General features: G+C 43.2%; 19 protein-coding genes and 1 pseudogene. All 20 read left to right on the top strand.

Annotation, left to right across the window (positions count from 1 at the left end; genetic code table 11):
• Positions 1-290 precede the first annotated feature (290 nt).
• The 20 genes and pseudogenes from A9176_RS07105 to A9176_RS07010 all read left to right on the top strand — a co-directional run bounded on the left by A9176_RS07105 (position 291) and on the right by A9176_RS07010 (position 22887).
• Positions 291-1301 carry a pectate lyase family protein gene (locus A9176_RS07105; protein ID WP_242943218.1) on the top strand — a complete coding sequence of 337 codons (1011 nt, stop codon included), beginning with the start codon at positions 291-293 and terminating at the stop codon, positions 1299-1301.
• Between the two features lie 302 nt (positions 1302-1603).
• Positions 1604-2800, top strand: a complete 1197-nt coding sequence (locus tag A9176_RS07100) for an SAM-dependent methyltransferase (protein ID WP_077282889.1) — start codon at positions 1604-1606, stop codon at positions 2798-2800.
• 133 nt (positions 2801-2933) lie between these two features.
• Positions 2934-4553, top strand: coding sequence for a potassium-transporting ATPase subunit KdpA (kdpA, locus tag A9176_RS07095; protein WP_242943217.1), 1620 nt, complete (start codon positions 2934-2936; stop codon positions 4551-4553).
• Positions 4553-6568 (top strand): annotated as a pseudogene (kdpB, locus tag A9176_RS07090) (potassium-transporting ATPase subunit KdpB). Before kdpA ends, kdpB begins: the two are co-directional and overlap by 1 nt.
• Before the next feature lie 8 nt (positions 6569-6576).
• Positions 6577-7125, top strand: coding sequence for a potassium-transporting ATPase subunit C (locus tag A9176_RS07085; protein ID WP_077282887.1), 549 nt, complete (start codon positions 6577-6579; stop codon positions 7123-7125).
• Positions 7126-7137: 12 nt separating this feature from the next.
• Positions 7138-7803 carry a hypothetical protein gene (locus A9176_RS07080; protein ID WP_077282885.1) on the top strand — a complete coding sequence of 222 codons (666 nt, stop codon included), beginning with the start codon at positions 7138-7140 and terminating at the stop codon, positions 7801-7803.
• 3 nt (positions 7804-7806) lie between these two features.
• A complete protein-coding gene (locus A9176_RS07075) occupies positions 7807-9720 on the top strand; it encodes a DUF4118 domain-containing protein (RefSeq protein WP_077282883.1) in 1914 nt (637 codons plus the stop codon).
• Positions 9717-10433, top strand: a complete 717-nt coding sequence (locus tag A9176_RS07070) for a response regulator transcription factor (RefSeq protein ID WP_077282881.1) — start codon at positions 9717-9719, stop codon at positions 10431-10433. Before A9176_RS07075 ends, A9176_RS07070 begins: the two co-directional genes overlap by 4 nt.
• A gap of 124 nt (positions 10434-10557) precedes the next feature.
• Positions 10558-11538, top strand: coding sequence for an ABC transporter ATP-binding protein (locus tag A9176_RS07065; RefSeq protein ID WP_077282879.1), 981 nt, complete (start codon positions 10558-10560; stop codon positions 11536-11538).
• 5 nt (positions 11539-11543) lie between these two features.
• The gene (locus A9176_RS07060; protein ID WP_010006440.1) at positions 11544-12371 is read left to right on the top strand and encodes an ABC transporter permease; all 828 of its coding nucleotides are present in this window, start codon (positions 11544-11546) and stop codon (positions 12369-12371) included.
• Between the two features lie 22 nt (positions 12372-12393).
• The gene (locus tag A9176_RS07055; RefSeq protein WP_077282877.1) at positions 12394-13524 is read left to right on the top strand and encodes a glycosyltransferase family 2 protein; all 1131 of its coding nucleotides are present in this window, start codon (positions 12394-12396) and stop codon (positions 13522-13524) included.
• A 79-nt stretch (positions 13525-13603) separates the two neighbouring features.
• A complete protein-coding gene (locus A9176_RS07050; RefSeq protein ID WP_198150930.1) occupies positions 13604-14764 on the top strand; it encodes a polysaccharide pyruvyl transferase family protein in 1161 nt (386 codons plus the stop codon).
• 246 nt (positions 14765-15010) lie between these two features.
• Positions 15011-15895, top strand: a complete 885-nt coding sequence (gene rfbA, locus A9176_RS07045; protein ID WP_077282873.1) for a glucose-1-phosphate thymidylyltransferase RfbA — start codon at positions 15011-15013, stop codon at positions 15893-15895.
• A gap of 10 nt (positions 15896-15905) precedes the next feature.
• Entirely contained in the window at positions 15906-16499 is a 594-nt protein-coding gene (locus A9176_RS07040; protein WP_077282871.1) for a dTDP-4-dehydrorhamnose 3,5-epimerase family protein, read from the top strand.
• 12 nt (positions 16500-16511) lie between these two features.
• Positions 16512-17549, top strand: a complete 1038-nt coding sequence (gene rfbB, locus A9176_RS07035) for a dTDP-glucose 4,6-dehydratase (protein WP_077282870.1) — start codon at positions 16512-16514, stop codon at positions 17547-17549.
• A 12-nt stretch (positions 17550-17561) separates the two neighbouring features.
• Positions 17562-18410, top strand: coding sequence for a dTDP-4-dehydrorhamnose reductase (gene rfbD / locus A9176_RS07030; protein WP_077282869.1), 849 nt, complete (start codon positions 17562-17564; stop codon positions 18408-18410).
• A gap of 49 nt (positions 18411-18459) precedes the next feature.
• Positions 18460-18870, top strand: a complete 411-nt coding sequence (locus tag A9176_RS07025) for a GtrA family protein (RefSeq protein WP_077282868.1) — start codon at positions 18460-18462, stop codon at positions 18868-18870.
• Complete coding sequence (locus tag A9176_RS07020) at positions 18870-19691, top strand: glycosyltransferase family 2 protein (protein WP_077282867.1); 822 nt, start codon at positions 18870-18872, stop codon at positions 19689-19691. Before A9176_RS07025 ends, A9176_RS07020 begins: the two co-directional genes overlap by 1 nt.
• Positions 19692-20645, top strand: a complete 954-nt coding sequence (locus tag A9176_RS07015) for a glycosyltransferase family 2 protein (protein WP_077282866.1) — start codon at positions 19692-19694, stop codon at positions 20643-20645. It begins immediately after the preceding gene.
• Between the two features lie 13 nt (positions 20646-20658).
• Complete coding sequence (locus A9176_RS07010) at positions 20659-22887, top strand: hypothetical protein (protein ID WP_242943216.1); 2229 nt, start codon at positions 20659-20661, stop codon at positions 22885-22887.
• The last annotated feature ends 20 nt before the right edge of the window (positions 22888-22907 follow it).

Raw genomic sequence — 22907 nt, 5'->3', positions numbered from 1 at the left:
TATTGTTAACAAACAGGAAAACGACCAAGATCATCATGATTTGATGATCTTTTTTTGTAAAGAATATAAAGATTGTGTGTCATGGTTGAAAAAACCGTGCAGGGGGGTTAATTTTTAGCGTACAATGTTGGTGTGTCAAAAGTATTACGTTTAGAATTTTTTGCTCAGGTAAACGAAACAGGAGAAAAATCATGGCAAAAACCGAGCGCGCTAAGTTGTTTTCAGCAACAGTGATGACGGGGATGCTGGCCTTATCGGTAACAGCTGGTCTTCGTTAGGTGCACGCTGACATGTCTGGCTACGCAGTGCAAACAGCCAGCACAGTTGGTGGATTTGGGGGCAATACCACTGGCGGCAGCCAAGCCACAGCAGCACATACCTACACGGTTACTGACCGTGCGTCTTTGTTAAAAGCGTTGGGCGGTGAGCATAATGCCACACCAAAGATCATTTATGTGTCGGGTAAAATTGACATGAACGTCAATGCACAAGGCCAGACGCTCACTGCAGCTGATTATGCTAAAGGCACCGGCTATAACTTTAATAGCTATTTAGCTGCTTACGCGCCAAGTACTTGGGGTAAGAAAAAAGTCAGTGGTGTGCAGGAAGCTGATCGAGTAAAGGCACAACAAAATCAAGCCGTGAAAGTGCCGGCAAATACGACGATTATTAGGGAACCTGGTGCGCAACTCATTGGGGGTAATCTGGTGATCCAACAGGACAATGTGATTGTGCGTAATCTTTATTTTGAAACACCGTATGATGATTTCCCCCAATGGGATCCAACGGATGAAGACACCGGTAACTGGAATTCACAATATGATGCCATTTCAGTGCAAGGTGCGCGTAATGTTTGGTTAGACCACAATACCTTTGATGATGGCACCCATCCAGATGCACAAAATGGGACGTACTTTGGTCGCGAATACCAACATCATGATGGTGACACTGATTTAACTAATGGGGCTGACAATATTACGGTCTCAGACAATATTTATCGAAACCATGATAAAACCATGTTGATTGGCAACAATGATACTAAAAAAACAGATGCCGGCAAACTTCATGTGACGGTCACCCATAATTTGTTTGAAAATACTGTTCAACGGACACCGCGGGTGCGCTATGGCGAGGTCCAAGTCGTGAACAATCTGTATCAAAATGATGGGACCAGCACGTACAAATTTAAGTACGCGTGGGGATTGGGTAAGAACGCACAAATTGCTGCGCAAAACAATGTGCTTAATATTGCGAAGCGTCAGCGTCAGACATTATTAGCAAGCTCAAGGGGACACAGCTAGCAGATGTTGGCACTCAATTTAACGGGGTAAATGTCAGTGCATCAAAACTGAGTCATACAGCACCGCTAACTTGGCAACCAACGACGCCAGCCAATTTAACGCCAACGAATCAAGTCCAAGCAACGGTGATGAACCAAGCTGGCGTAAATGTTTTAAAGTAGGGTATATTACCGAAAGGGACGTGAAGACGTCCTTTTTTTGTCAGCAATAAATAAATTAAATGATGATAAACGCTCGTCATTTTTGTTTGACTTTTGGGACGTCTTTTTCTAAAATACAGGGTATAAAGCAAGGGGGATAACATGTTAGACAAAACCATTTATAAGCAAGTTTTCAAGGCGAGTTTTAATGCGCCAATCGAAGTTGAATTTTGGGATGGTGAATGCGTGCGTTATGGGGAGGGGGACCCAATAGCTAAAATTATAATCCATGAAGTGATTCAGGTTAAGGACATTTTGGCACACGCTTCGCTCACTTTTGGTGAGGCGTATATAGACGGTATTATTGAGATACAAGGTGATTTACAGCAATTGATTACGGCTGTTTATCAAGCTAAGGATAGTTTTTTAAACCACGCGAAGTTTAAAAAGTTTTTGCCTAAGCGCTCACACTCAGAAAAAATGAGTAAAGTCGATGTGCAAAGCCACTACGATATTGGCAATGACTTTTACGCAATGTGGCTTGATCCAACGTTGACGTATTCTTGTGCTTACTTTGCTAGTGAAGAAGATACGTTGGAACAAGCGCAGTGGAATAAAGTCCATCATATTTTAGATAAGTTGCATGCCCAACCAGGCGAAACGTTACTGGATATCGGTTGTGGTTGGGGCACTTTGATTTTCACTGCCGCTAAGGAATATGGCTTAAAAGCAACAGGGGTAACATTGAGCCAACAACAATATGATTTTGTCACGGAAAAGATTGCGGCAGAAGGTTTGACTGATCAAGTATCTGTCTATTTAAAGGATTATCGAGAAATTGAAAAGACCTATGACCATGTCACTTCGGTGGGGATGTTTGAACATGTCGGTAAGGAAAATCTTGGCGAATACTTTGCCCAAGTGAGTGATCGTCTGGTGCCAAATGGGACAGCGTTAATTCATGGTATTACTGGCCAACATGAAGGTGCTGGTGTGGATGAATGGATTAACAAATATATTTTCCCAGGTGGTTATATTCCAAACCTTGCTGAAAATTTGACACATATTATGCAGACGGTCCTACAAGTGGACGATTTGGAACCACTCCGTCGTCACTATCAAAAGACGCTTGAAATTTGGACACAGAATTTTCATGACGTTCGAGCAGCGGTTGTTGCCCAATACGGTGAACGTTTCTACCGTATGTGGGATTTGTATTTGCAAGCCTGCGCCGCTTCATTTGAGTCAGGGAACATTGATGTTGTTCAATATTTGTTAACAAAAGGGCCATCAGGGACGAATTTGCCAATGACACGTGCCTATATGTATCATGCCGATGTGGCACACGGTGTGAAATAAGAAAAAGCTATTGCAGCCTTGTTGCAATAGCTTTTTTTCTATTCAATTTGTGATAACCACTTTTTTATTGTTAACACCGTTTTAACATCATAGTTGTTAAGATAGCGTTATCAAAAAAAGGAGGCACTGCGCCATGCTGTTAACGTTTTTAGGCGGGCTGGTCGTTGTTGGCTTGGTTGTTTATTTATTTTACATTTTAATGTGGGGGGGATCAATCATGATTTGGTGGCGAGATGTGATGATTATTGGCTTTATTGTGGGGCTCTCCATCCCCGTCGGGCGCTATATTGCTGCGGTGATGGCGGGGGAAAAGGTGTGGTTGAGCGCGGTTTTAAAACCAGTGGAAAAACGCATTTATCGTGTCCTCGGCTACCAAGACACACCCGCTGAAATGTCGGGTCGTCAATTTGTACTGGCAATTGTGGTGTTTAGTCTCATGAGTTTATTCGTTGTGATGGGCGTGTTAATGACCCAGCAATGGTTACCGTTTAACCCCAATCATGTCCATAACGTGCCTTGGGATTTGGCTTTGAATACGGCTATGAGTTTTGTCACCAATACGGATTGGCAGGCTTATAGTGGGGAAACCGCTATGTCCTACTTGTCACAGTTTGCCGTGTTGACCACGCAAAATTTTGCCTCAGCAGCCGTTGGTGTGGCTGCGTTACTGGCTGTTATCCGCGGTTTTTCACGCAAGGAAAGCCAAACGGTTGGCAATTTTTGGGTTGATATCACTCGATTCACCTTATATGTCCTGGTACCACTGAGCATAGTCTTAACGTTACTGATGGTGAGCCAAGGGGCCGTACAGAATTTTGCCCCCAATCATGTCGTGCAAGGCATCTTATTGCCATCCGGACCAGCTTCCAGCCAATTTGCGATTTCATTGTTAGGGAGTAACGGTGGTGGCTTCTTTGGTGCCAATGCAGCCGCATTATTTCATAATCCCACAGGCTTGAGTAATTTATTTGAGAGTGTGGCGATTGTTCTCTTACCCGCTGCCCTGGTTGTCATGTTTGGTCAAATGGTCGGCCGTCGACAGGCGATGGTGATCTATGCTGTGATGCTTGGCCTTTTAGTATTGGCAGTGATTGGCACCACGTTGTCTGAATTACACCTTGGCCAGCATGTTACGGATGTGGCCGGATCAACGGCATTGGAGGGGGAAAATGTTGTCAACGGTATCGGGTTGTCAGCATTATGGAATACCTTATCGACCGCCGTTTCTAACTGGTCAGTGAACGCGTCATTGGATATTTTTACCCCGTTAGGTGGGCTGATTCCCATGTTACTCATGCAACTCGGTGAAATTGTATTTGGCGGTGTTGGTTCTGGTTTATATGGCATGTTAAGCTTTGTGCTACTAACCGTGTTTATCAGTGGTTTAATGGTTGGGCGCACACCAGAATATTTAGGCAAAAAAATTGCGGCCTATGATATGAAAATGGTTGCGTTAGCCATTTTATTGCCGCCAGTGTTAACTTTGGTTAGCACGGGAATTGCCGTGAGTTGGCCGGGTATCCGATCAAGCTTGACGAATACTGGGGCGCATGGTTTCTCAGAAATTTTGTATGGGTTTTCATCAATGGGTAATAATAACGGCTCGTCGTTTGCTGGGTTTAATGGTGATCAGCTGATGGTCAATGTGGTTGGCGCGGTGTTAATGGGCTGCACCCGTTTTGTCCCGCTACTGGCGATGGTGTATCTAGGGGTCAATTGCCGATTTTCTCACGGCAAGGTAAGGAGAATCTGATGGAAAATATTTTTCTAGCAGTGAAAAAGTTAGCACCACAAGTTCAAATCAACAATCCAGTCATGTTTGTTGTCTATGTTGGCGCGATTTTATTAACCGTTATTGATGGGGTGAACGCCGTTACGGGGACGAACTATCAGTCATTGGGTTATGACGTGGTGATTACGCTTATTTTATGGGTGACGGTGTTGTTTGCCAATTATGCGGATGCTGTAGCAGAAGGGCGTGGTCGTGCGCAAGCTGAAAGCCTGAAGAAGTCCCGTCATGCCATGCCGGCACATCGGCTTGAGAAAAATGGGCAGGCTGTTGATGTGACTTCTGATGCGCTACAACCTGGTGATATTGTCCAGGTGGTGGCCGGTGAAGTGATCCCGATGGATGGGAAAGTCATTTTAGGTACTGCTGCGGTGGATGAAAGTGCCATTACCGGCGAATCGTCACCGGTGATTCGTGAAGCCGGTGGGGATCGGAGTTCAGTCACTGGTGGGACAACTGTTTTATCGGACAACTTACAGATTAAGATTACAGCCCGGGCTGGCGAAAGTTTCCTGGATCAAATGATTCACATGATTGAGGGGGCTAAGCGTCAGAAAACGCCTAACGAAATTGCGCTGCAGATTTTATTGGTGACATTGACGATTATATTCCTGATTGTCGTGGCAACCTTATTACCTTTTAGTCAGTTTGCTAATGACAAAGCAGCTATCCAAACGATTGCGATTACTAATCTAGCGGCTTTGTTGGTGTGTCTGGCCCCCACTACAATTGGTGCCTTGTTGTCGGCCATCGGTATTTCGGGGATGAGTCGTTTAAATCAAGAAAATGTGTTGGCTAAAAGTGGTCGCGCTATTGAAGCTGCTGGGGATGTGGATATCTTACTATTAGATAAAACCGGTACGATTACCTTAGGGAATCGTCAAGCCGTGACTTTTAAACCCATTCAGGGCGTTTCTGAGCATGACTTGGCCGAAGCTGCCTGGCTGGCATCAATGGCGGACGAGACACCAGAAGGACGCAGTGTGGTCAATTTAGCACGGGACACGTACCAGATCACGACCGACGAGAATTAAATGAGCAAGCCCGTATTTGTTCCGTTTTCAGCAGCAACCCGAATGAGCGGGGTCGATATCCAGACAGACCATTATCGCAAGGGTGCGGCTGATTCAGTGCAGCACTACATCGTGTCATTAGGGGCGAGCTGGCCAGATGAGGCGACCGCTTGCGCAGAAGCAATCGCCAAAAATGGTGGGACACCTTTGATTGTGACTAAAAATACCACTGTCTTAGGCGTGATTGACCTCAAAGATATTGTCAAGCCAGGCGTGCGAGAGCAGTTTAAAGCCTTGCGCAAGATGGGCATTAAATCGGTTATGATTACCGGTGATAATCCGTTAACAGCGGCTGCCATTGCCGCCGAAGCTGGTGTAGACGACTATATTGCCCAAGCCGTTCCTGAGTCCAAATTAGCCGTGATTAAAAAGTATCAACAAGCCGGCCATTTAGTTGCCATGACTGGGGATGGGACCAACGATGCCCCGGCCTTAGCACAAGCCGATGTTGCGGTGGCGATGAATACAGGGACAGTTGCTGCCAAAGAGGCGGGGAATATGATTGATTTAGATTCTAGTCCAACCAAACTGATTAAAATTGTAGCAGTGGGTAAGCAACTGTTGATGACACGTGGCGCTTTGACAACTTTTAGTATCACGAATGATCTCGCTAAATATTTTGCAATTTTACCAGCTTTATTTGTTGGACTCTATCCACAATTGGCGGTCCTTAATTTTATGCACTTAACCAGTCCTAAAACAGCAATTTTAGCTGCACTACTCTACAATGCTTTAATCATTATTGGCTTAATTCCGGTTGCCTTGCGGGGAGTTCGCTATCGTGAATTAGGGGCTGAGCAGTTATTGCGCCAGAATTTGCTGATATATGGTTTGGGTGGTATTTTCTTTCCGTTTGTTGTCATCAAAATATTCGACATGATCTTAACGATTATTGGCGTGAAGTGAGGTAAAATATGTTTAAGGTAATATGCGGGCAAGCGGGTCGCTTGCTTCTGATACTGAGTGCTTGTGCTGTGCTTTACACTGGGGTGAGTACCCTGTTGGTACAGGTTTTGTTGCCAACCCAAGCGCAAGGGCGTTTGATCATGAAAAACAATCACCTTGTGGGTTCAGCACTTGTTGGTCAAACCACGACCAATCCGGCATTATTCATTGGACGTCCGACCGTTGTCTCCAATCTTAGCGCCGTCAGCGCGGCCGAAAAACAGGCCGTTGCCAAACGTGTCACTTGGTGGCATCAACTTGATCCGCATAATCAGCAAGCGGTACCAGTTGATTTGGTGACTGGCTCAGCTGGCGGCACGGATCCTTATATTAGTTTGGCCGGGGCCAATTACCAACGGCAACGCGTTGCCCGTGCCAACCATTTATCGTTAGCGACCGTCAATCAGTTGATTGCAGCCCAAACAACGAGTGTTTTTGCCAATTGGTTTGGGGAACCGGCAGTAAACGTTGTCACTTTGAACATTGCGCTCCAGCAACTGGTTGCGCAAACCAAGTAAATTGAGGGAACTATGGTTAAAAGCTCTGAAGCATGGCTACAAGACATTGTGGCGCAACGGCGTGGTCGTTTAAAAATATTTCTTGGCTATGCTGCAGGCGTTGGGAAAACCTATCGAATGCTGGAGGAAGCCCATACGCGGCTGGCTGCCGGGGATGATGTGGTCATTGGGCACGTTGAATCGCATGGTCGCGCGGCTACTACTGATCTCATAGCAGGGTTTGAGCAAATCCCAGAACACCTCAATGTTAGCCAACCGACGCTTGTTGGGGAACTCAATGTGCCTACAGTTATCAAGCGGCAACCAGATGTCGTTTTAGTGGATGAATTGGCACATACTAATGCCGCGTCTTGGAATAAAAAACGTTATCAAGATATTGAAGAAATTTTGACGTCGGGTATCAGTGTCTATACCACGATCAATGTCCAGCACATCGAAAGTCTCCATGATCTGGTGGCACAAATCACAGGTGTTGATGTACAAGAAACGGTGCCAGATGCTTGGTTGAAGCAGGCCGATGACATTGAATTAATTGATATTGATCCCAAAGTCCTCTTAAACCGCTTGGCTGCAGGTGTGATTTATCCAGCAACAAAAATCGCCCGGGCACAAGACCATTTTTTTCAGTTACAAAAATTAACCCAGTTGCGTGAAATTGCCCTACAGCAAAGCACGTGACAATTGAGCGAACAAAACGCGCAACAAGGGCAACAAATGCGACACTTTGTGGTAGCGATTAGTCAATCCCCGAGTTCGAACAATGCCATTCGCTGGGCTTATCGGCAAGCCAGTGCGTTTGATGCCCCTTGGACAGTTGTCCATGTCCAGCAGTCAGGTAAAAATCTGGCACCGGCAGTACAACGCCACATGAGTTTGGCAAAAAAATTGGGGGCTAAAACCGTTATTTTACAAGGGGACCACGTGGTAGCAACGCTGATTGCCTACATCAGAGAAACGCAAGTCGCTAATTTAATTATCGGCAAACACGTCACGCGTGCGTGGTATCGATTTGGCCGTTCAGATATCGAAGACCAAATCCTCGCGGCAGTACCAGCACTGGATATTCAAATTATTCCTAACCGTGATCAGGTGTCGCCTGTCCAACAGCTCTTGACCTGGCCGACAAGATTCAGATTGTCTGTCAAACTACGAGAAGTATGGTTTGCAGTCAGTATGATAGTGGCGGTGACCTTGGTTAATGGTTTGATGACTTATGTCACCAGTGATAATGCGCTCAAAATCATGCTTTACTTTGTCGGCATTATCTTTGTATCACGCTTTACCCAGGGATATATTCTCGGGTTAGCCACAACGGCGGTGAGCGTATTGCTTTTTGACTTATTGTTTGTGCAGCCATTTTATTCGTTACAGTTCTACCAAAATGGGTACGGCATTATCTTTTTGGCGATGTTTGTCACGGCAACGTTAATTAGTAGTTTAACGTCCAAGGTGACGGCGCAAATGGCGGCTTCTGTTGCTGCGGCGACACAAAGCCAAGTCTTATCTGACCTGAGTTTACAGCTGTTGAATGACGGCAAACCAGCGGCATTAAGCCAATTGACTCAACAGGCCATTTTGAATTATTTCAAAAGACCAGTCGCGATTTATTTCCAACGGCAACAATTTGTTGGCCAAATACCGACACCAGATACGACTAGTCATGAAGTCATGCAATGGGTCTGGCATCATGGCTTGCCAGCTGGTGCAGGGACCGATACATTAGCTGGGAAAAAAGCGTTTTATCTCCCTATTGGTTATCAAGGGCATACACTTGCTATTTTGGTTGGCCAAGGTGAAGATTTTACGTTGGCTGACCGGCTCATACTCGACCGTTTTCTGACGCCGTTATCAGCAGCATTAAAAACGTTCTATTTACGCCAAGAAGCGGAAAGACATGCTTTAGAAAAACTTGATGCCCACTTAAAGAGTGATTTATTGCAATCCGTTGCCCATGATTTGCGCACGCCGTTGACGGGTATTTTAGCTAGTACGGCATTATTACGTCAAGATCAAACACTCACACCAGCTAATCAGCACTTATTGACCAATATTAATCATGAGACCAACTGGCTTATTCAAATGATTGAAAATATTTTAACTGTCACACGACTCCAACAGGGGACGATTATGTTTAAAACGACACCAGAATTAGTGGAAGAGTTAATTTTTTCAGCGATTGAGAAATTCAATTGGTTGCATAGTCAAGTACACATTGATGTGCAATTACCGGATGAAGTCATTTGGATCCAAGCAGAACGTCATATTTTCCAGCAAATGCTGATTAATATTTTTGATAATGCAGTCAAGTATGGCGGACCTGATGTACAGATTCAAGTCTTTGTCACAGTAGCGCATGGGCAAGTTACCGTCACGATTCAAAACGCTGGGCAGCCCTTTACAGTGGCACAATTGCCCAAAATTAACCAACAAACACGTCCAAATATCCAACTAGGCGACCAAAAGCGCGGCCTGGGGATTGGTTTGTTTTTATGCCAGACCATCGCGAAATTACATCACGGCCGTTTAGTGGCACAAAATTGGCAAGGAGGCGCTGAGATGCAACTAGTCATCCCAGTCAATAGCACAACAGCATGATTAAAAAACACATCCTGGTGGTTGAAGACGATCAAACAATTCAACGGGTAGTCAAACAAACGTTGGTGACGGCGGGGTTTGAAGTTACCCAAGCTTTTGATGCGCACACGACGCAAGCCCAGCTGTTGGCCACGTTGCCAGATTTACTGATATTGGATTTGGGGCTACCAGATGAAGATGGGGTGGCCTTACTCAAAAAAATTCGGCTAGCCAGCCATGTGCCAGTACTTGTCCTGACTGCACGTGATCAAACCCAAGATAAGCTAACGTTATTTGAGATTGGCGTGGATGATTATGTGACCAAACCATTTGAACCACTTGAACTCGTAGCACGTGTCCGCGCTATTTTATCACGTACCTACGCCACAACGGGTGTCGGGAAGGGACAATTGCAATGTGGTGAACTCACGGTTGACCTTGACGCGCAAACGGTGATGCGATCAACTGAGGTGCTGCATTTGTCACAAAAGGAATATGCGTTATTAAGTCTCTTCATTCAACATCCCCAAAAAGTCTTAACCTATGCGGTCTTACTGCGTAATATTTGGGGGACCCATCTACTGCAGGGACAAAATGATACCTTGCGGGTAACTGTCGCCCATTTAAGACGGAAAATAGGAACCAATGCAGGGCAACAATACATTGGTACCGATATCGGGGTGGGTTATCGCTGGCTGTCCCCAGTGACAATGCATGCATTATTGAAACAGTAGGTCGTCAGCTACTGTTTTTTTCTGTTATTTTTATGGGCAAAGTTTGAGTTTCGTAGGCATTTTAGGTAATATGGTATAAGTAATTAAGCAACTATAATGTCAAAAGTAAAAAGTGGGTAGCTACATGTTAGACGAATCAAAGCCATACATGGTCCGTGCAGAAGGCTTAACAAAAAATTTCCAACTTTATGCCAATCAAACCGAGAAGTTGAAGTCAACTTTTATGGGGAATCGTGCTGAAGCTAATTTTTGGGCGTTGCGCGGTTTGTCGTTTGAAATACAAGCTGGGGATGTTGTTGGTATTGTCGGAACGAATGGCTCGGGAAAATCAACGTTGCTCAATATTTTGAGTGGTGTCATCCCGCAAACATCAGGTTTGCTAGATTTAAATGGGACGATTGGTGTTGTCGCCATCAACGAAGGGTTGAATTGGGAACTGACAGGACGTGAAAATATTCGACTTAAACAACTGATGATGGGTAAGTCAAATGAAGAAATCACGCAAGCAATGCCTGAAATTATTGATTTTTCAGAACTGGGTGAATTCATTGATCAACCAGTGAAGGATTATTCAAACGGTATGCGTGCGAAGTTAGGTTTTTCAATCGTGACGCACAATGATCCGGATATCTTAATTGTCGATGAAGCCTTGTCCGTTGGTGATCAAAACTTCTCAAATAAGGCATTAGGTAAGATTCGCGAGTTTATTGCCCAAGGGAAAACCATTTTTTTCGTATCGCATGATTTAAAACAAGTGCGTGAGTTTACCAACAAGGTGATGTGGATCCAATATGGTGAAATGCGTGATTTCGGCGAAACAGAAACCATTGCTGATAAGTATGAAGCCTTTACACGTGAGTTGGACAAAATGACCGAACAAGATCGTGAACGGTATGTGCATAAGCAAAAGCAAAATCAACAATTATTTACGATTGATCAACTGCGTGACCGCCTGACTGAAGAAGGCATGACGGAACCAGAAATTAAACGTATCACAAAATTACGAAGTTTCGAAGGATTCAGCCGACTCAGTTTATATAGCACGTTAATTGTGCTATTAGGTTTGATGGGCGCGGTCGTTTACTTTTCGATGATGGGTAGGTAAGCAGGATGTTTGTAATAATTGAATCAATTTTTCAATTGATTGCTGAACAAATCAGTCATCTGGGGATGACGATTAAATTAGCAATCTATGATACGAAGGCCAATAACGCCCACAAATATTTGGGTTCACTTTGGGAAGTCCTTGATCCACTATTTCAAGTGATGACGTATGCCGTTATTTTTGGTGGTGGCTTTCGAACGACTGCACCAGTGGCGGGGATGCCATATTTTGTCTGGATGTCTGTTGGTTTTTCGGCTTGGTATCTAGTTAACCAAGGGTTTTCTGATACGATTCGCTCAATCCAAACTCAGATTTTCATGGTACGAAACGTGAAGTTTCCAGCTTCGGTATTGCCAACGATTCGCATTATCCAAGTTTTTCCAGCCGTGTTATCGATTTCAGCTGTGGCTGGCATAAGTATGTTCTTGACCGGGAATTTCCATCCTAATTTGTACTGGCTGCAATTTATCTACTATTTTATTGCCGCGATGATTATGCTGTTTTTCTTAGGTATCTTCAGTGCAACAATTAATATTTTGATTCCTGATTATGATTTGGCGATTCGACAAGTGTTACGGTTACTATTTTTCGTTTCCGGTGTCTTATTTCCACCAGCACCAGGAAACTTCTTTAATAATGTGATTTACTGGATTTCACGTGTCAATCCGTTCTATTATATCGTTAATGGTTGGCGGGAAACTTTTTTGACAAATCAATGGTTCTGGGATTCACCTTATTTGATGGCGATGTTTTGGCTAGAAATTGCCTTATTCGCTGTTATTGGCACGCATCTCTATCTCAAGTTTAAAGATCAATTCATTGATTTTATTTAATTCAATTTTTAAGAGGAATATTATGACCAATAAAAACGTAACGGCTGCCATTGTAACCTACAATCGTGTGGATTTGCTTAAAGAATCTTTGTCAGCTGTTCTAAATCAAACGGACTATTTAAACCATGTGATTGTCGTCAACAACAAGTCAACGGATGAAACTGCTGAATATTTGGCAACGGTGACTGATCCAAGAGTGATTGTCTATAATTCTGAAGAAAATTTGGGCGGCGCTGGTGGTTTTAATAAGGCCGTGCGCTTATTTGCTGAAGAAACGCAAGATGATTATGTTTGGTTAATGGATGATGATACCATTGCTGAACCTGATGCACTAAAATACTTGGTTGATTTCATTACAGAAAATGACCATGTTGGCTTTGTTAACTCAGTTGTGCGTTGGGGAAGTCGTGATGGACATCCATCTTGGATGAATGTCCCCGCACCACGTGGCTTTACTTGGCAATACCACATGAATCTGGCTAATCCAGGAATCGAAGTTGTGAATTCAACTTTTGTTTCGGTCCTATTTTCTCGCAAAACGGTAGCCATGGTTGGGTTACCCCAAAAAGAGTATTTCATTTGGGGTGACGATATGGAATATACGAACCGTATTGCTGACGTTAATCGTGGTTATACTGTTTTGAAGTCAATTGTGGTGCACAAATCAAAAGAAAACACAATGCCTGGTGACATTGTCCGTGAACAAGACGACTCACGACTTTGGCGTTATAATTACGAGTATCGTAACCGCGTGTTAACCGCTCGCCGTGTTTCAAAACGTGAATTGTTACGTACAGTTGTCAATGCGCTACGTCATGATTTGCGTATGGTGCTGTTTGGTGGCCATGTCAAATACCGTTGGCAAAAGGCTAAAATGATTGTAAGCGGGACAGTTCGTGGCATCAAGTTTAACCCAGATATTGAATATGTTGCGGGTCTACGTGATTACGATGTGCGTTCGATCAACAAACTACTCCGTGCGCGTTATTTGTCTGATCCACAAGCCATTATCACACTTGACCAAGATATTGATTTTATCGAAAACTACACTTATGAGGATTTCTTGAATAAAACACCTGAAGCTGATAAGTATATTGCACAAATCAAAGCAGCGCAAGAAGCAGCTAAAAATACAGATACTGACAAGCAATAAAATTGGGGTCAAGACACGACACAGTTGTTAGTGTATGAAATGCTTGGGTACACCTTGAGATAATGATATGGAGACCAATATGGCTAAAAGGTATTTGATTTCAACCGCCGGCTATCCAAACTTTGGTGATGAACAGATTGTTCGCACTTGGCTAAAATTTTATCGAGAAAATTTTCCCGACGACCAATTAATTTTAGATGTGCCTTTTCCAGCACGGGCGAGTTTTCTTTTTCAGGACGAATTGCCGCATGTGCAGTTCGTAGACACGATTTGGAATTTAGTCTACTTAGCTCATGATCAGCAATTAACTCTGGAAAACGAATCAGAAGTGTCAGCTATTTTACACGGTGGGGATCCGAGAAACAATGTCCCGATTGCGGCACTATTCGATAGTGATGTGATTCATCTTTTAGGTGGTGGCTACTTTTCTACCGCATACCAGGAATTTTCTTATACGTATTTGTTTTTTATGTTACTGGCGTTGGTTAAGCGTGATCGACCAGATACTCAGCTCTATGCTACTGGTTTAGGTTTGACGCCGATTACTGACGATATTGCGGCAAATTTAGCGCGCTATACCGGTGTGTTTTCATATATTGGTGTGCGAGACCGAGCAAGTACGGTTGTGGCCAATACAACCTTTGAATATGATGACGTCGTGATGGCACCAAAACTCGAGGCCATTAAACAAGATGATCGGCCAGATAATCCAGATGTTTTATTGATGATTCAGCCCTTTAAGCAGGATACGCAACAGGAAAAATTCATCCAATTATTGGTCGCTTATTTGCGACAACCCAGTCATCGTGATAAAAAAATTGGGATTGTTGCAGCGATGATTCCTGGTGATAACTGGTTATTTTATAGTGAAGCCTTACAAGATTATCCAGATATCCAACAACGGTTGACATTCTATGGTTTCTGGGATATTTGGCAACACGGCATACCCGTGAAAGCGAATCAAGAGTGGGTCACCACCAGGTTCCACTTTCATTTGATTGGTGCCTTACTCGGTTATCGTGGTACGGCAATTAATCCTGGTGATGATTATTATGATGTGAAACACCAATCGCTCGTGGACTTAGGGACTTCTTGGCAATATATTGATTTAGCAACGGCAACCAACGTCGCGATTAAACCAACGTTTCGTCAAATTGCTAAATTGAAATTAGCATGTGCGACACAGAAAAAAATAAAACGCATGAAGCAATTATTCATTGATGAGGGGCGTAACGTTTAAAATAGCCGGAGTGTTATCTATCAAATCACGTCATGTTTTATACGGATTTAAACAAGGCAGGCATCTGCCTTGTTTTTTTTTAAGGTAAATAACGACCTTTTCTTGGCCTATCGTATGACATAAATCATGACGCTATTCGCGGTAGAATAGGACTTATGGTATAATGGGAAAGCATGTGATAGTGATACTATTCCGATACTTGAATCTTTGAGATACATAAAATGTCCTATACAAGGAGACCTAACAATGAAAGGCATTATCCTCGCCGGCGGTTCCGGCACACGACTATATCCCATTACTAAAGCGACTAGTAAGCAATTGGTGCCGATTTATGACAAACCAATGATTTATTATCCCTTGTCAGTTTTGATGTTGGCGGGTATTAAAGAAATTTTGTTGATTTCAACCCCAGAATATGTCGGCCAATTTGAAGCCCTTTTTGGTGATGGGCATGACTTAGGCTTGAACATTGAATATGCCATTCAAGAAGAACCTCGTGGGTTGGCGGACGCCTTTATTGTTGGGGCTGATTTTATTGGTGATGACACAGTAGCGTTGGTCTTAGGCGATAACATTTTCTACGGGGCCGGTTTGTCCGACAAACTGCAAGCTGCGGCACAAAAAACTACAGGGGCAACCGTCTTTGGTTACCAAGTTCATGATCCGGAACGTTTTGGCGTTGTGGAATTTGACGAAGAAGGCAAGGCTTTGTCAATCGTTGAAAAGCCCGAACACCCCAAGTCAAACTATGCCGTGACTGGTCTGTATTTTTATGATAATGATGTCGTCGACATCGCTGCCAATGTGCAGCCTTCAGCGCGAGGGGAAATTGAAATTTCCGACATTAACCAAGCCTACCTAGATCGTGGTGATTTGGATGTTCAAGTCATGGGCCGTGGCTATGCTTGGTTAGATACAGGCACGCATGAGTCTTTGCTTGAAGCGTCATCCTTTATTGCCACAATCCAAAAGCAACAAAACCTTAAAGTGGCATCACTGGAAGAAATTGCCTATCGCATGAGTTATATTGGTCTTGATCAACTCGAAGCCTTAGCGCAACCACTCAAGAAAAACGATTACGGTCAGTACTTGTTGCGTCTAGTAGCTGATGAACAAGCCCGCTTAAAGTAAAGGAGACAACATGACAGCTGAATTTTTTGAAAAGCCGTTAGCCGCTCGTCAAGTGGCAGAAATTCCCGGCATGATTGAGTTTGATATTCCGGTGCATGGTGATAACCGTGGTTGGTTTAAGGAAAACTTCCAAAAAGAAAAGATGGTACCCTTAGGTTTTCCGGAATCTTTTTTTGCCGAAGGCAAGTTGCAAAACAATGTGTCTTTCTCACGCCAAGGCGTTTTGCGTGGTTTGCACGCCGAACCTTGGGATAAGTACATCTCAGTGGCGGATAACGGCAAGGTCTTAGGGGCTTGGGTTGATTTGCGTGCCGGCGATTCATTTGGGCATGTGTACCAAACGGTCATCGATGCCAGCAAGGGCATCTTTGTGCCACGTGGCGTCGCCAATGGTTTCCAAGTCTTGAGTGAAACGGTGTCTTATTTATATTTGGTCAACGATTACTGGGCTTTAGAATTAAAGCCTAAGTACGCCTTTGTGAACTATGCCGACCCAACCTTAGGCATTGAATGGGCTGACGTCGCTCACGCTGAAGTGAGTGAAGCTGACAAAAACCATCCATTGCTCAAAGACGTGGTGGCTTTGCAACCTGAACAATTATAATTGGAGAGAAACATGACTGACTATAAAAATATTTTGGTAACTGGTGGCGCTGGCTTTATCGGGGCGAACTTCGTGCGTTACATTGTTGAAGAACATCCCGACGTATTTGTGACCGTTTTGGATAAGTTGACGTATGCCGGCAATAAAGAAAACTTGGCTGGTTTGCCAGAAGATCGTGTGAAGTTGGTCGTTGGTGACATTGCCGATACCGAATTGGTCGATCAATTAGTTGCGGAAACAGATGCTGTGATTCATTATGCTGCCGAATCACACAACGATAACTCACTAAAGGATCCATCACCCTTTGTGCAAACCAACATTATCGGGACTTACACGTTAATTGAAGCAGCGCGTAAGTACAACAAGCGCTTCCACCATGTCTCAACTGATGAAGTTTATGGTGATTTGCCATTGCGTGAAGACTTACCAGGTCATGGCGAAGGGGCTGGTGAAAAGTTTACACCAGAATCACAATACCGTCCCTCAAGTCCTTATTCATCAACAAAGGCGGGGTCTGATTTATTAGTACGTGCTTGGGTGCGCTCATTTGGCTTGCAAGCTACGATTTCTAATACATCAAACAACTATGGGCCTTACCAACACATTGAAAAGTTTATCCCACGTCAAGTAACCAATATTTTGAGTGGTATTAAGCCAAAGTTGTACGGTAATGGAAAGAACGTCCGTGACTGGATTCACACGTACGACCATGCGACAGCAATCTGGGCCATTTTGACGAAGGGTAAGATTGGTGAAACTTACCTCGTTGGTGCCGATGGCGAAAAGGATAATATCACCGTTTTGCGTGCCATTTTGAAGGATATGGGCAAGGCTGAAGACGACTTTGACTTTGTGCAAGATCGTTCAGGGCATGACTTGCGTTATGCTATCGATGCGACCAAGATGCGTGAAGAATTGGGTTGGACACCAAAGTACACCGACTTTGAAACTGGTCTAGCCGACACCATTCAATGGTATGCCGATAACCAAGCTTGGTGGCAAGGTGAAAAGGACGAAGTTGAAGCCAAGTACGCTGAAAATAACCAATAAGAGAGCGTAGACATGAAATTTCTAATTACTGGAGCCAATGGGCAGCTAGGACAAGAATTACAAAAACTTTTAACGGAACGTGAACTAGATTTTGTCGCGTTGTCATCACAAGAACTCGATATTACCGATCGTGCAGCCGTCTTTGCCACGTTTGAAACAGTCCAGCCAGATGTGGTCTTCCATGCCGCTGCTTATACCAAAGTTGATCTGGCTGAAGATGAAGGACGTGACATCAGCTGGCAAGTCAATGCTAATGGGACGAAAAACGTCGCCGATGCAGCGAAGCTGGTGCAAGCCAAATTGGTGGCTGTATCAACCGATTATGTGTTTGATGGTAAAAGCCTAACGGATTATCGTGAAACTGATCCGGTTAATCCGAAAAACGCTTACGGTCGGGCCAAACTAGCAGGTGAACTAGGCGTGATTGAAAGTGGCGCCGATGCCTATATCGTGCGAACGAGTTGGGTGTTTGGTGAATTTGGGAATAATTTTGTCTACACGATGCAACGTCTGGCCCAAACGCACCCGAAGTTGAGTGTGGTGAATGATCAGTTAGGTCGGCCAACTTGGACGCGGACATTAGCGGAGTTTATGTTACATTTGATCACGGTGAATGCGACATTTGGGACGTACCATTTATCAAATGATGATACCGCGACTTGGTTTGATTTTGCCCGGGAAATTCTCAAGACAACTGATGTCGAGGTGACACCAGTGACGAGCGCAGAATTCCCCCAAAAGGCCTACCGTCCAAAGCATTCGGTGATGAGTTTGGACAAAGCCAAGGCCACAGGATTTGATATTTTGAATTGGCGTGCAGCTTTGGCCCAATTTTTGGCAAGTCTGCAAGATAAGGACTAAATTGGAGTGGGACAGAGGCGTCCGTCATGAGAGGGTTTTTTAGATTGATATGATAGATTACATTAAAAAATTGATTTCCAATGAAAAATTCAGATTCCTTTTGGTTGGCGGATTCAATACGTTTTTTGGTTTTTTTATTTTTACTGGTTTAACATTAACATTAAAAACAGTGCCACATGGCTATATGGTTGCGTTGGTTATTTCCCAAATTGTGTCTAATTTTGTGGCATTTTATTTACATCGGAAGGTAACATTTCGTGTTCAGGGGCAGGTTGTCAAGGACTTTATTCGGTTTACGATGATTAACCTCGTGAGTTATGTGATTAACTTGGTTGTATTGCCACTATTGGTTAATTTCGGACATATGAACCCAATTGCTGCACAGTTTTTAATTTTAATTGTGACAACGATGATTAGTTTTGTTGGGCATAAGTTTTTTTCATTTAGGAGATCAAAATAATGTTAGATATTTCGGTTGTTATACCCGCATATAAAGCGAGACCCTTTATTGAAGAAACCGTGCAATCAGTGTTAGACCAAGTTGGTGTTACTTTTGATGTGTCAGTTGCAATTCAGGGACCGGAAGATGGGACGCGCGCGTTATTAGAAAAAATGGCCGCGACGGATCCACGGCTAAAAATTTATACTGCTCCACAAGGTGCAGCCAAAGAAAATTGGCAATTTGTATCAAGCAAATCCACTGGCAAATATATTAAGCTCATTCCGCAAGATGATGTTCTCTTACCAGGTACATTAAAGCGTCAATTTGAGTTGTTAGAAGAAAATCCAAATGCCGTCCTCACAGCCAGTTTACGAGAAATTATTGATGATCAAAATCATGTCATTAAAAAATCATGGGGACTTTTGGGCTTGAAGCGGGCAATGCGTGGCTCATCTGTTATTCGTCATGTTATTGGTTTGGGGATTAATGCGATTGGTGAACCAGGTGGTGTCTTGATGCGCCGTGATGCTTTTGAGCAGGCTGGTGGTTGGGATTTTACGCATCCGTATGTGGTTGATTTATCAACTTACTTGCATGTTTTGACATTGGGGGATTTTGTGCCCGATGTGACAGTGGGCGTAAAATTCCGCGTCAGTTCAGGCCAATGGACGGCAGAGTTACAGGATGTTCAGAGTCAACATGTCATCGGTATGAATGAAGCGATGCACCAAGAGTTTCCTGATATTGTAACAAAATCAGTCCTGTGGCGTGGTAATGCAATGGCAAAAGTCATGCAGAATTTACGCTTCATGGTTTATAAAGTGAGAGGTATGAAATAAATGGCATCAAAAAAATTAGCAATTGTTTTGCCAGCTTACAATGAAGAAGAGGTCATTGAAAAGACCACAGCGCGATTACATGATTTGTTGACAGAAATGATACAAGCAAATCTCGTTGCGCCAAGTAGTTTTATCATGTATGTTGATGATGGCTCAAAGGATAAGACTTGGGTACTCATCAATGCACTACATGAAAAATATGGCAATGTTCAGGGATTGCGTTTTAGCACGAATTTTGGGCATCAAAACGCGCTTATTGCTGGAATGACGTATTTAACAGATACAGACGTTGATTATGTTGTGACGATTGACGCTGATCTTCAAGATGATCCACAAGCTATTGTTGAGATGGTTGAATTGGCTAACTCAGGGAAAGACATCGTTTATGGTGTGCGTAATGATCGGACAACTGATACATTCTTCAAGCGCTTTACGGCACAAAGCTTTTACAAAGTGATGTCAGCGCTAGGGGCTGATTCAATTCCCAACCATGCGGATTTTCGTTTGGTCAATCAAAAGGTATTGCGTGCCTTTTCAGAATATCAAGAACGCGAAATGTTCTTGCGTGGCATTTTCCCACTGATTGGTTTCAACGAAGCCAAAGTTTATTATGCTCGTGCTGAACGTGAAGCTGGGGAAACGAAATATCCTTTGCGTAAAATGATTAAGTTTGCGGCAACAGGGATTACATCATTTTCAATTTCACCAATCACATTTGTTCGGAATGTCGGTTTAGGTATTTTTGGGATTAGTATCCTTAGTTTAATTTATATCTTTATCGGTTGGGCATTTGGTAAAACATCAGCAGGTTGGCCAACTTTGATGGTGTCGATTTGGATGCTTGGTGGATTGCAGTTAGTGGCAATCGGTATTATTGGTGAATATATTGGCAAGATTTTCCTTGAAGTTAAGCACCGCCCACGTTATATCATTGCCGAAGAGTTGAATGATTAAGGATCTGCATAATATGACGATCAAGCAAAGACTACGCAATAGTTGGCAAAGTACCTTCGGTGCAATAGTGCTCATTGTTGCGATTGTGTCCATTTTTAGCTTAATTCCATTGTTCTTTTTTCATCGTTTCTATTTTTTAGATGATACGCAACGTGGGGCAATTGGGCAATGGTATGAAGTTGGCAAATTAGTGATGCAGGGCCAGTTACCAATTTTCAACGTGGCTGCCCAAGGGTCAGGGAATTATTTAGCTGAAGGTCAATGGGGAACATTTAGCCCACTGGTTTGGTTAATCTCCGTTGTTGTTTATTATTCTTCTAATTTTTTGATATTTGCGACGATATTTAAAATTGTTCTGTTAAACATCTTAGGGGTTGGGTCTTTCTTGTTGGCGCGCTCAATGGCTGTTCAAAAACCATACGCGATTATTTATGGGATTGTAACGCCTTTTGTCGGTTTTACTATTTTTGCCGGAGCGTCATCTTGGGTCACTGATTTAATGGTGTCGGCATTTTTCCCTTGGTTCTGGTGGGTCCTACGACGATTTTTGAATAAAAACACAGGCCCAGTATTGGCGTTTGTGGTGGGTTATTCGATTATTACGGTTGGTTATGTCTTTGGAACAATCATGTTAATTGCCGTCATGTTGGGAGCTTTTATCGCCGCCATTGTGATGAAAAATTGGACGCAATTACGTCGAATTATCTTTTTAGGCATTAGTTTAGCTGCGACAACAATTGCTGTATACCTACCAGGAATTGCCATTTCTGGTGTGACAATGCGCAATACTGAAGGCATTTTCAACGATAATTTCTTATCGCCAAGTTTATCAGATTTGCTTTTCTCTTTTTCACCAGTCGGTTATTCAGAAATGAACTCTTGGTGGACTGTTAGCGGTGTGACTTATATGCCGTTTATGTACGTTAGTTGGTTATTAGCATTGTTGGTGTTTGTGAACTTTAAACAAACCAAAAGTTTCATTCAAAATCATAAAGTGGTGTTAATCCAATGGTTAACACCAACATTATTGACCTTTATGTTACTGTTTGGACCAGCAAATGTGGGACCATTACGTTTTCCAGTCCGCATGATGGCTTATTTTGGTCAACTGGTGTTATTGTTGGTCATTTTACTCGTGGCTAAATTAGGATTGAAATTTACTAAGGGACGTGTTCAACTTTTTGTTGGCTTAATGTTTCTTGGTACGTACCTAGAAATTGCGAATACACCGGCACGTACGCAATCTATCTTGGCTATTAACATTATTATTGGTATTTTTGTGGCAGCGATTGCGTACTTAGGTAGCGGGCACCACAAAATGCAGTTGAGACACATCAGCATCCAAGTCAAACGACCAATGCTCACCGTTATCGTATTAGCCATTATCACGACTGGCTTTTCGCTAGTTGTACAGCAACGTACGATTGGGCGGCATCATGATGAGATTCAGCAGCAGCATATTACCTATATTTATCCTGATTATAAAATGCCCGCAACGAAAGCCAATATTTTAAAAATGGCTGAGAAGTTTAAGGGGAATACCGTTATTTTAGGATTTGATAATCACGTGGTGATGGGCAATGATTGGTATACTACAAATAATGATTCAATGAATGTCTATACGCCTGTCGGGTTTAAGAAGTTTAGTGATGATTTCAGAGGTGGTGATCCAACACGTATCTCAACTGATCATTACGCGAAGCTATTTAAAAAAGACAAGCAAACACAGTTACCATTGGCAGATCTCTTGAGCGTTGATACCGTAGCGGTTGGTAATGAGGGTGATCGTAAAGTTTATCGCAATCTTATTAAGCATAAAAATGTACCGGATGGGTGGCAGGTGACGTCTCATGATCAACATTATGTTGTGATTCAGCGCGAAAAGATTAACAATAATGTCGGTGGTGTTGTCTGGAGTAACATCCCACAAGTGACGGAAATTAAAAATTCGAATTATAAAGTCACAATCAAGGTACCAGCACATCAGAATGACGCAAAGATCGTCTTTTCAAGAACAGCATGGCCTGGCTATCATGTGATAGGTGGGCAGGCAAAGTTAGCTCAACCACTACGTGGCTATTTGACGCAAATTAAAGTGCCAGCATCACAAGAAGAGCAAACGATTACGTTACAATTTGAACCACCGCTCTTTAAAGCATCTGTTGGTTTAATTAGTTTTTCAGTGATGTTAATTTTATTTTGGTCTGTTGGTCGTGGTGTTACACTGTTGAAAAGAAAATAGTCAAAACCATTCACATTTGT

This window comes from Leuconostoc garlicum, from assembly GCF_001998805.1.
GTDB classification, from domain to species: domain Bacteria; phylum Bacillota; class Bacilli; order Lactobacillales; family Lactobacillaceae; genus Leuconostoc; species Leuconostoc lactis.
Note: the sequence above shows the minus strand (reverse complement) of the source record. Positions and strands in the feature narration are given on the sequence as shown.

Coding starts and splice junctions, on each gene's coding strand:
- A9176_RS07105 (WP_242943218.1), top strand. CDS start 291: ATGTCTGGCTACGCAGTGCAAACAGCCAGCACAGTTGGTGGATTTGGG.
- A9176_RS07100 (WP_077282889.1), top strand. CDS start 1,604: ATGTTAGACAAAACCATTTATAAGCAAGTTTTCAAGGCGAGTTTTAAT.
- kdpA (WP_242943217.1), top strand. CDS start 2,934: ATGCTGTTAACGTTTTTAGGCGGGCTGGTCGTTGTTGGCTTGGTTGTT.
- A9176_RS07085 (WP_077282887.1), top strand. CDS start 6,577: ATGTTTAAGGTAATATGCGGGCAAGCGGGTCGCTTGCTTCTGATACTG.
- A9176_RS07080 (WP_077282885.1), top strand. CDS start 7,138: ATGGTTAAAAGCTCTGAAGCATGGCTACAAGACATTGTGGCGCAACGG.
- A9176_RS07070 (WP_077282881.1), top strand. CDS start 9,717: ATGATTAAAAAACACATCCTGGTGGTTGAAGACGATCAAACAATTCAA.
- A9176_RS07065 (WP_077282879.1), top strand. CDS start 10,558: ATGTTAGACGAATCAAAGCCATACATGGTCCGTGCAGAAGGCTTAACA.
- A9176_RS07060 (WP_010006440.1), top strand. CDS start 11,544: ATGTTTGTAATAATTGAATCAATTTTTCAATTGATTGCTGAACAAATC.
- A9176_RS07055 (WP_077282877.1), top strand. CDS start 12,394: ATGACCAATAAAAACGTAACGGCTGCCATTGTAACCTACAATCGTGTG.
- A9176_RS07050 (WP_198150930.1), top strand. CDS start 13,604: ATGGCTAAAAGGTATTTGATTTCAACCGCCGGCTATCCAAACTTTGGT.
- rfbA (WP_077282873.1), top strand. CDS start 15,011: ATGAAAGGCATTATCCTCGCCGGCGGTTCCGGCACACGACTATATCCC.
- A9176_RS07040 (WP_077282871.1), top strand. CDS start 15,906: ATGACAGCTGAATTTTTTGAAAAGCCGTTAGCCGCTCGTCAAGTGGCA.
- rfbB (WP_077282870.1), top strand. CDS start 16,512: ATGACTGACTATAAAAATATTTTGGTAACTGGTGGCGCTGGCTTTATC.
- rfbD (WP_077282869.1), top strand. CDS start 17,562: ATGAAATTTCTAATTACTGGAGCCAATGGGCAGCTAGGACAAGAATTA.
- A9176_RS07025 (WP_077282868.1), top strand. CDS start 18,460: ATGATAGATTACATTAAAAAATTGATTTCCAATGAAAAATTCAGATTC.
- A9176_RS07020 (WP_077282867.1), top strand. CDS start 18,870: ATGTTAGATATTTCGGTTGTTATACCCGCATATAAAGCGAGACCCTTT.
- A9176_RS07015 (WP_077282866.1), top strand. CDS start 19,692: ATGGCATCAAAAAAATTAGCAATTGTTTTGCCAGCTTACAATGAAGAA.
- A9176_RS07010 (WP_242943216.1), top strand. CDS start 20,659: ATGACGATCAAGCAAAGACTACGCAATAGTTGGCAAAGTACCTTCGGT.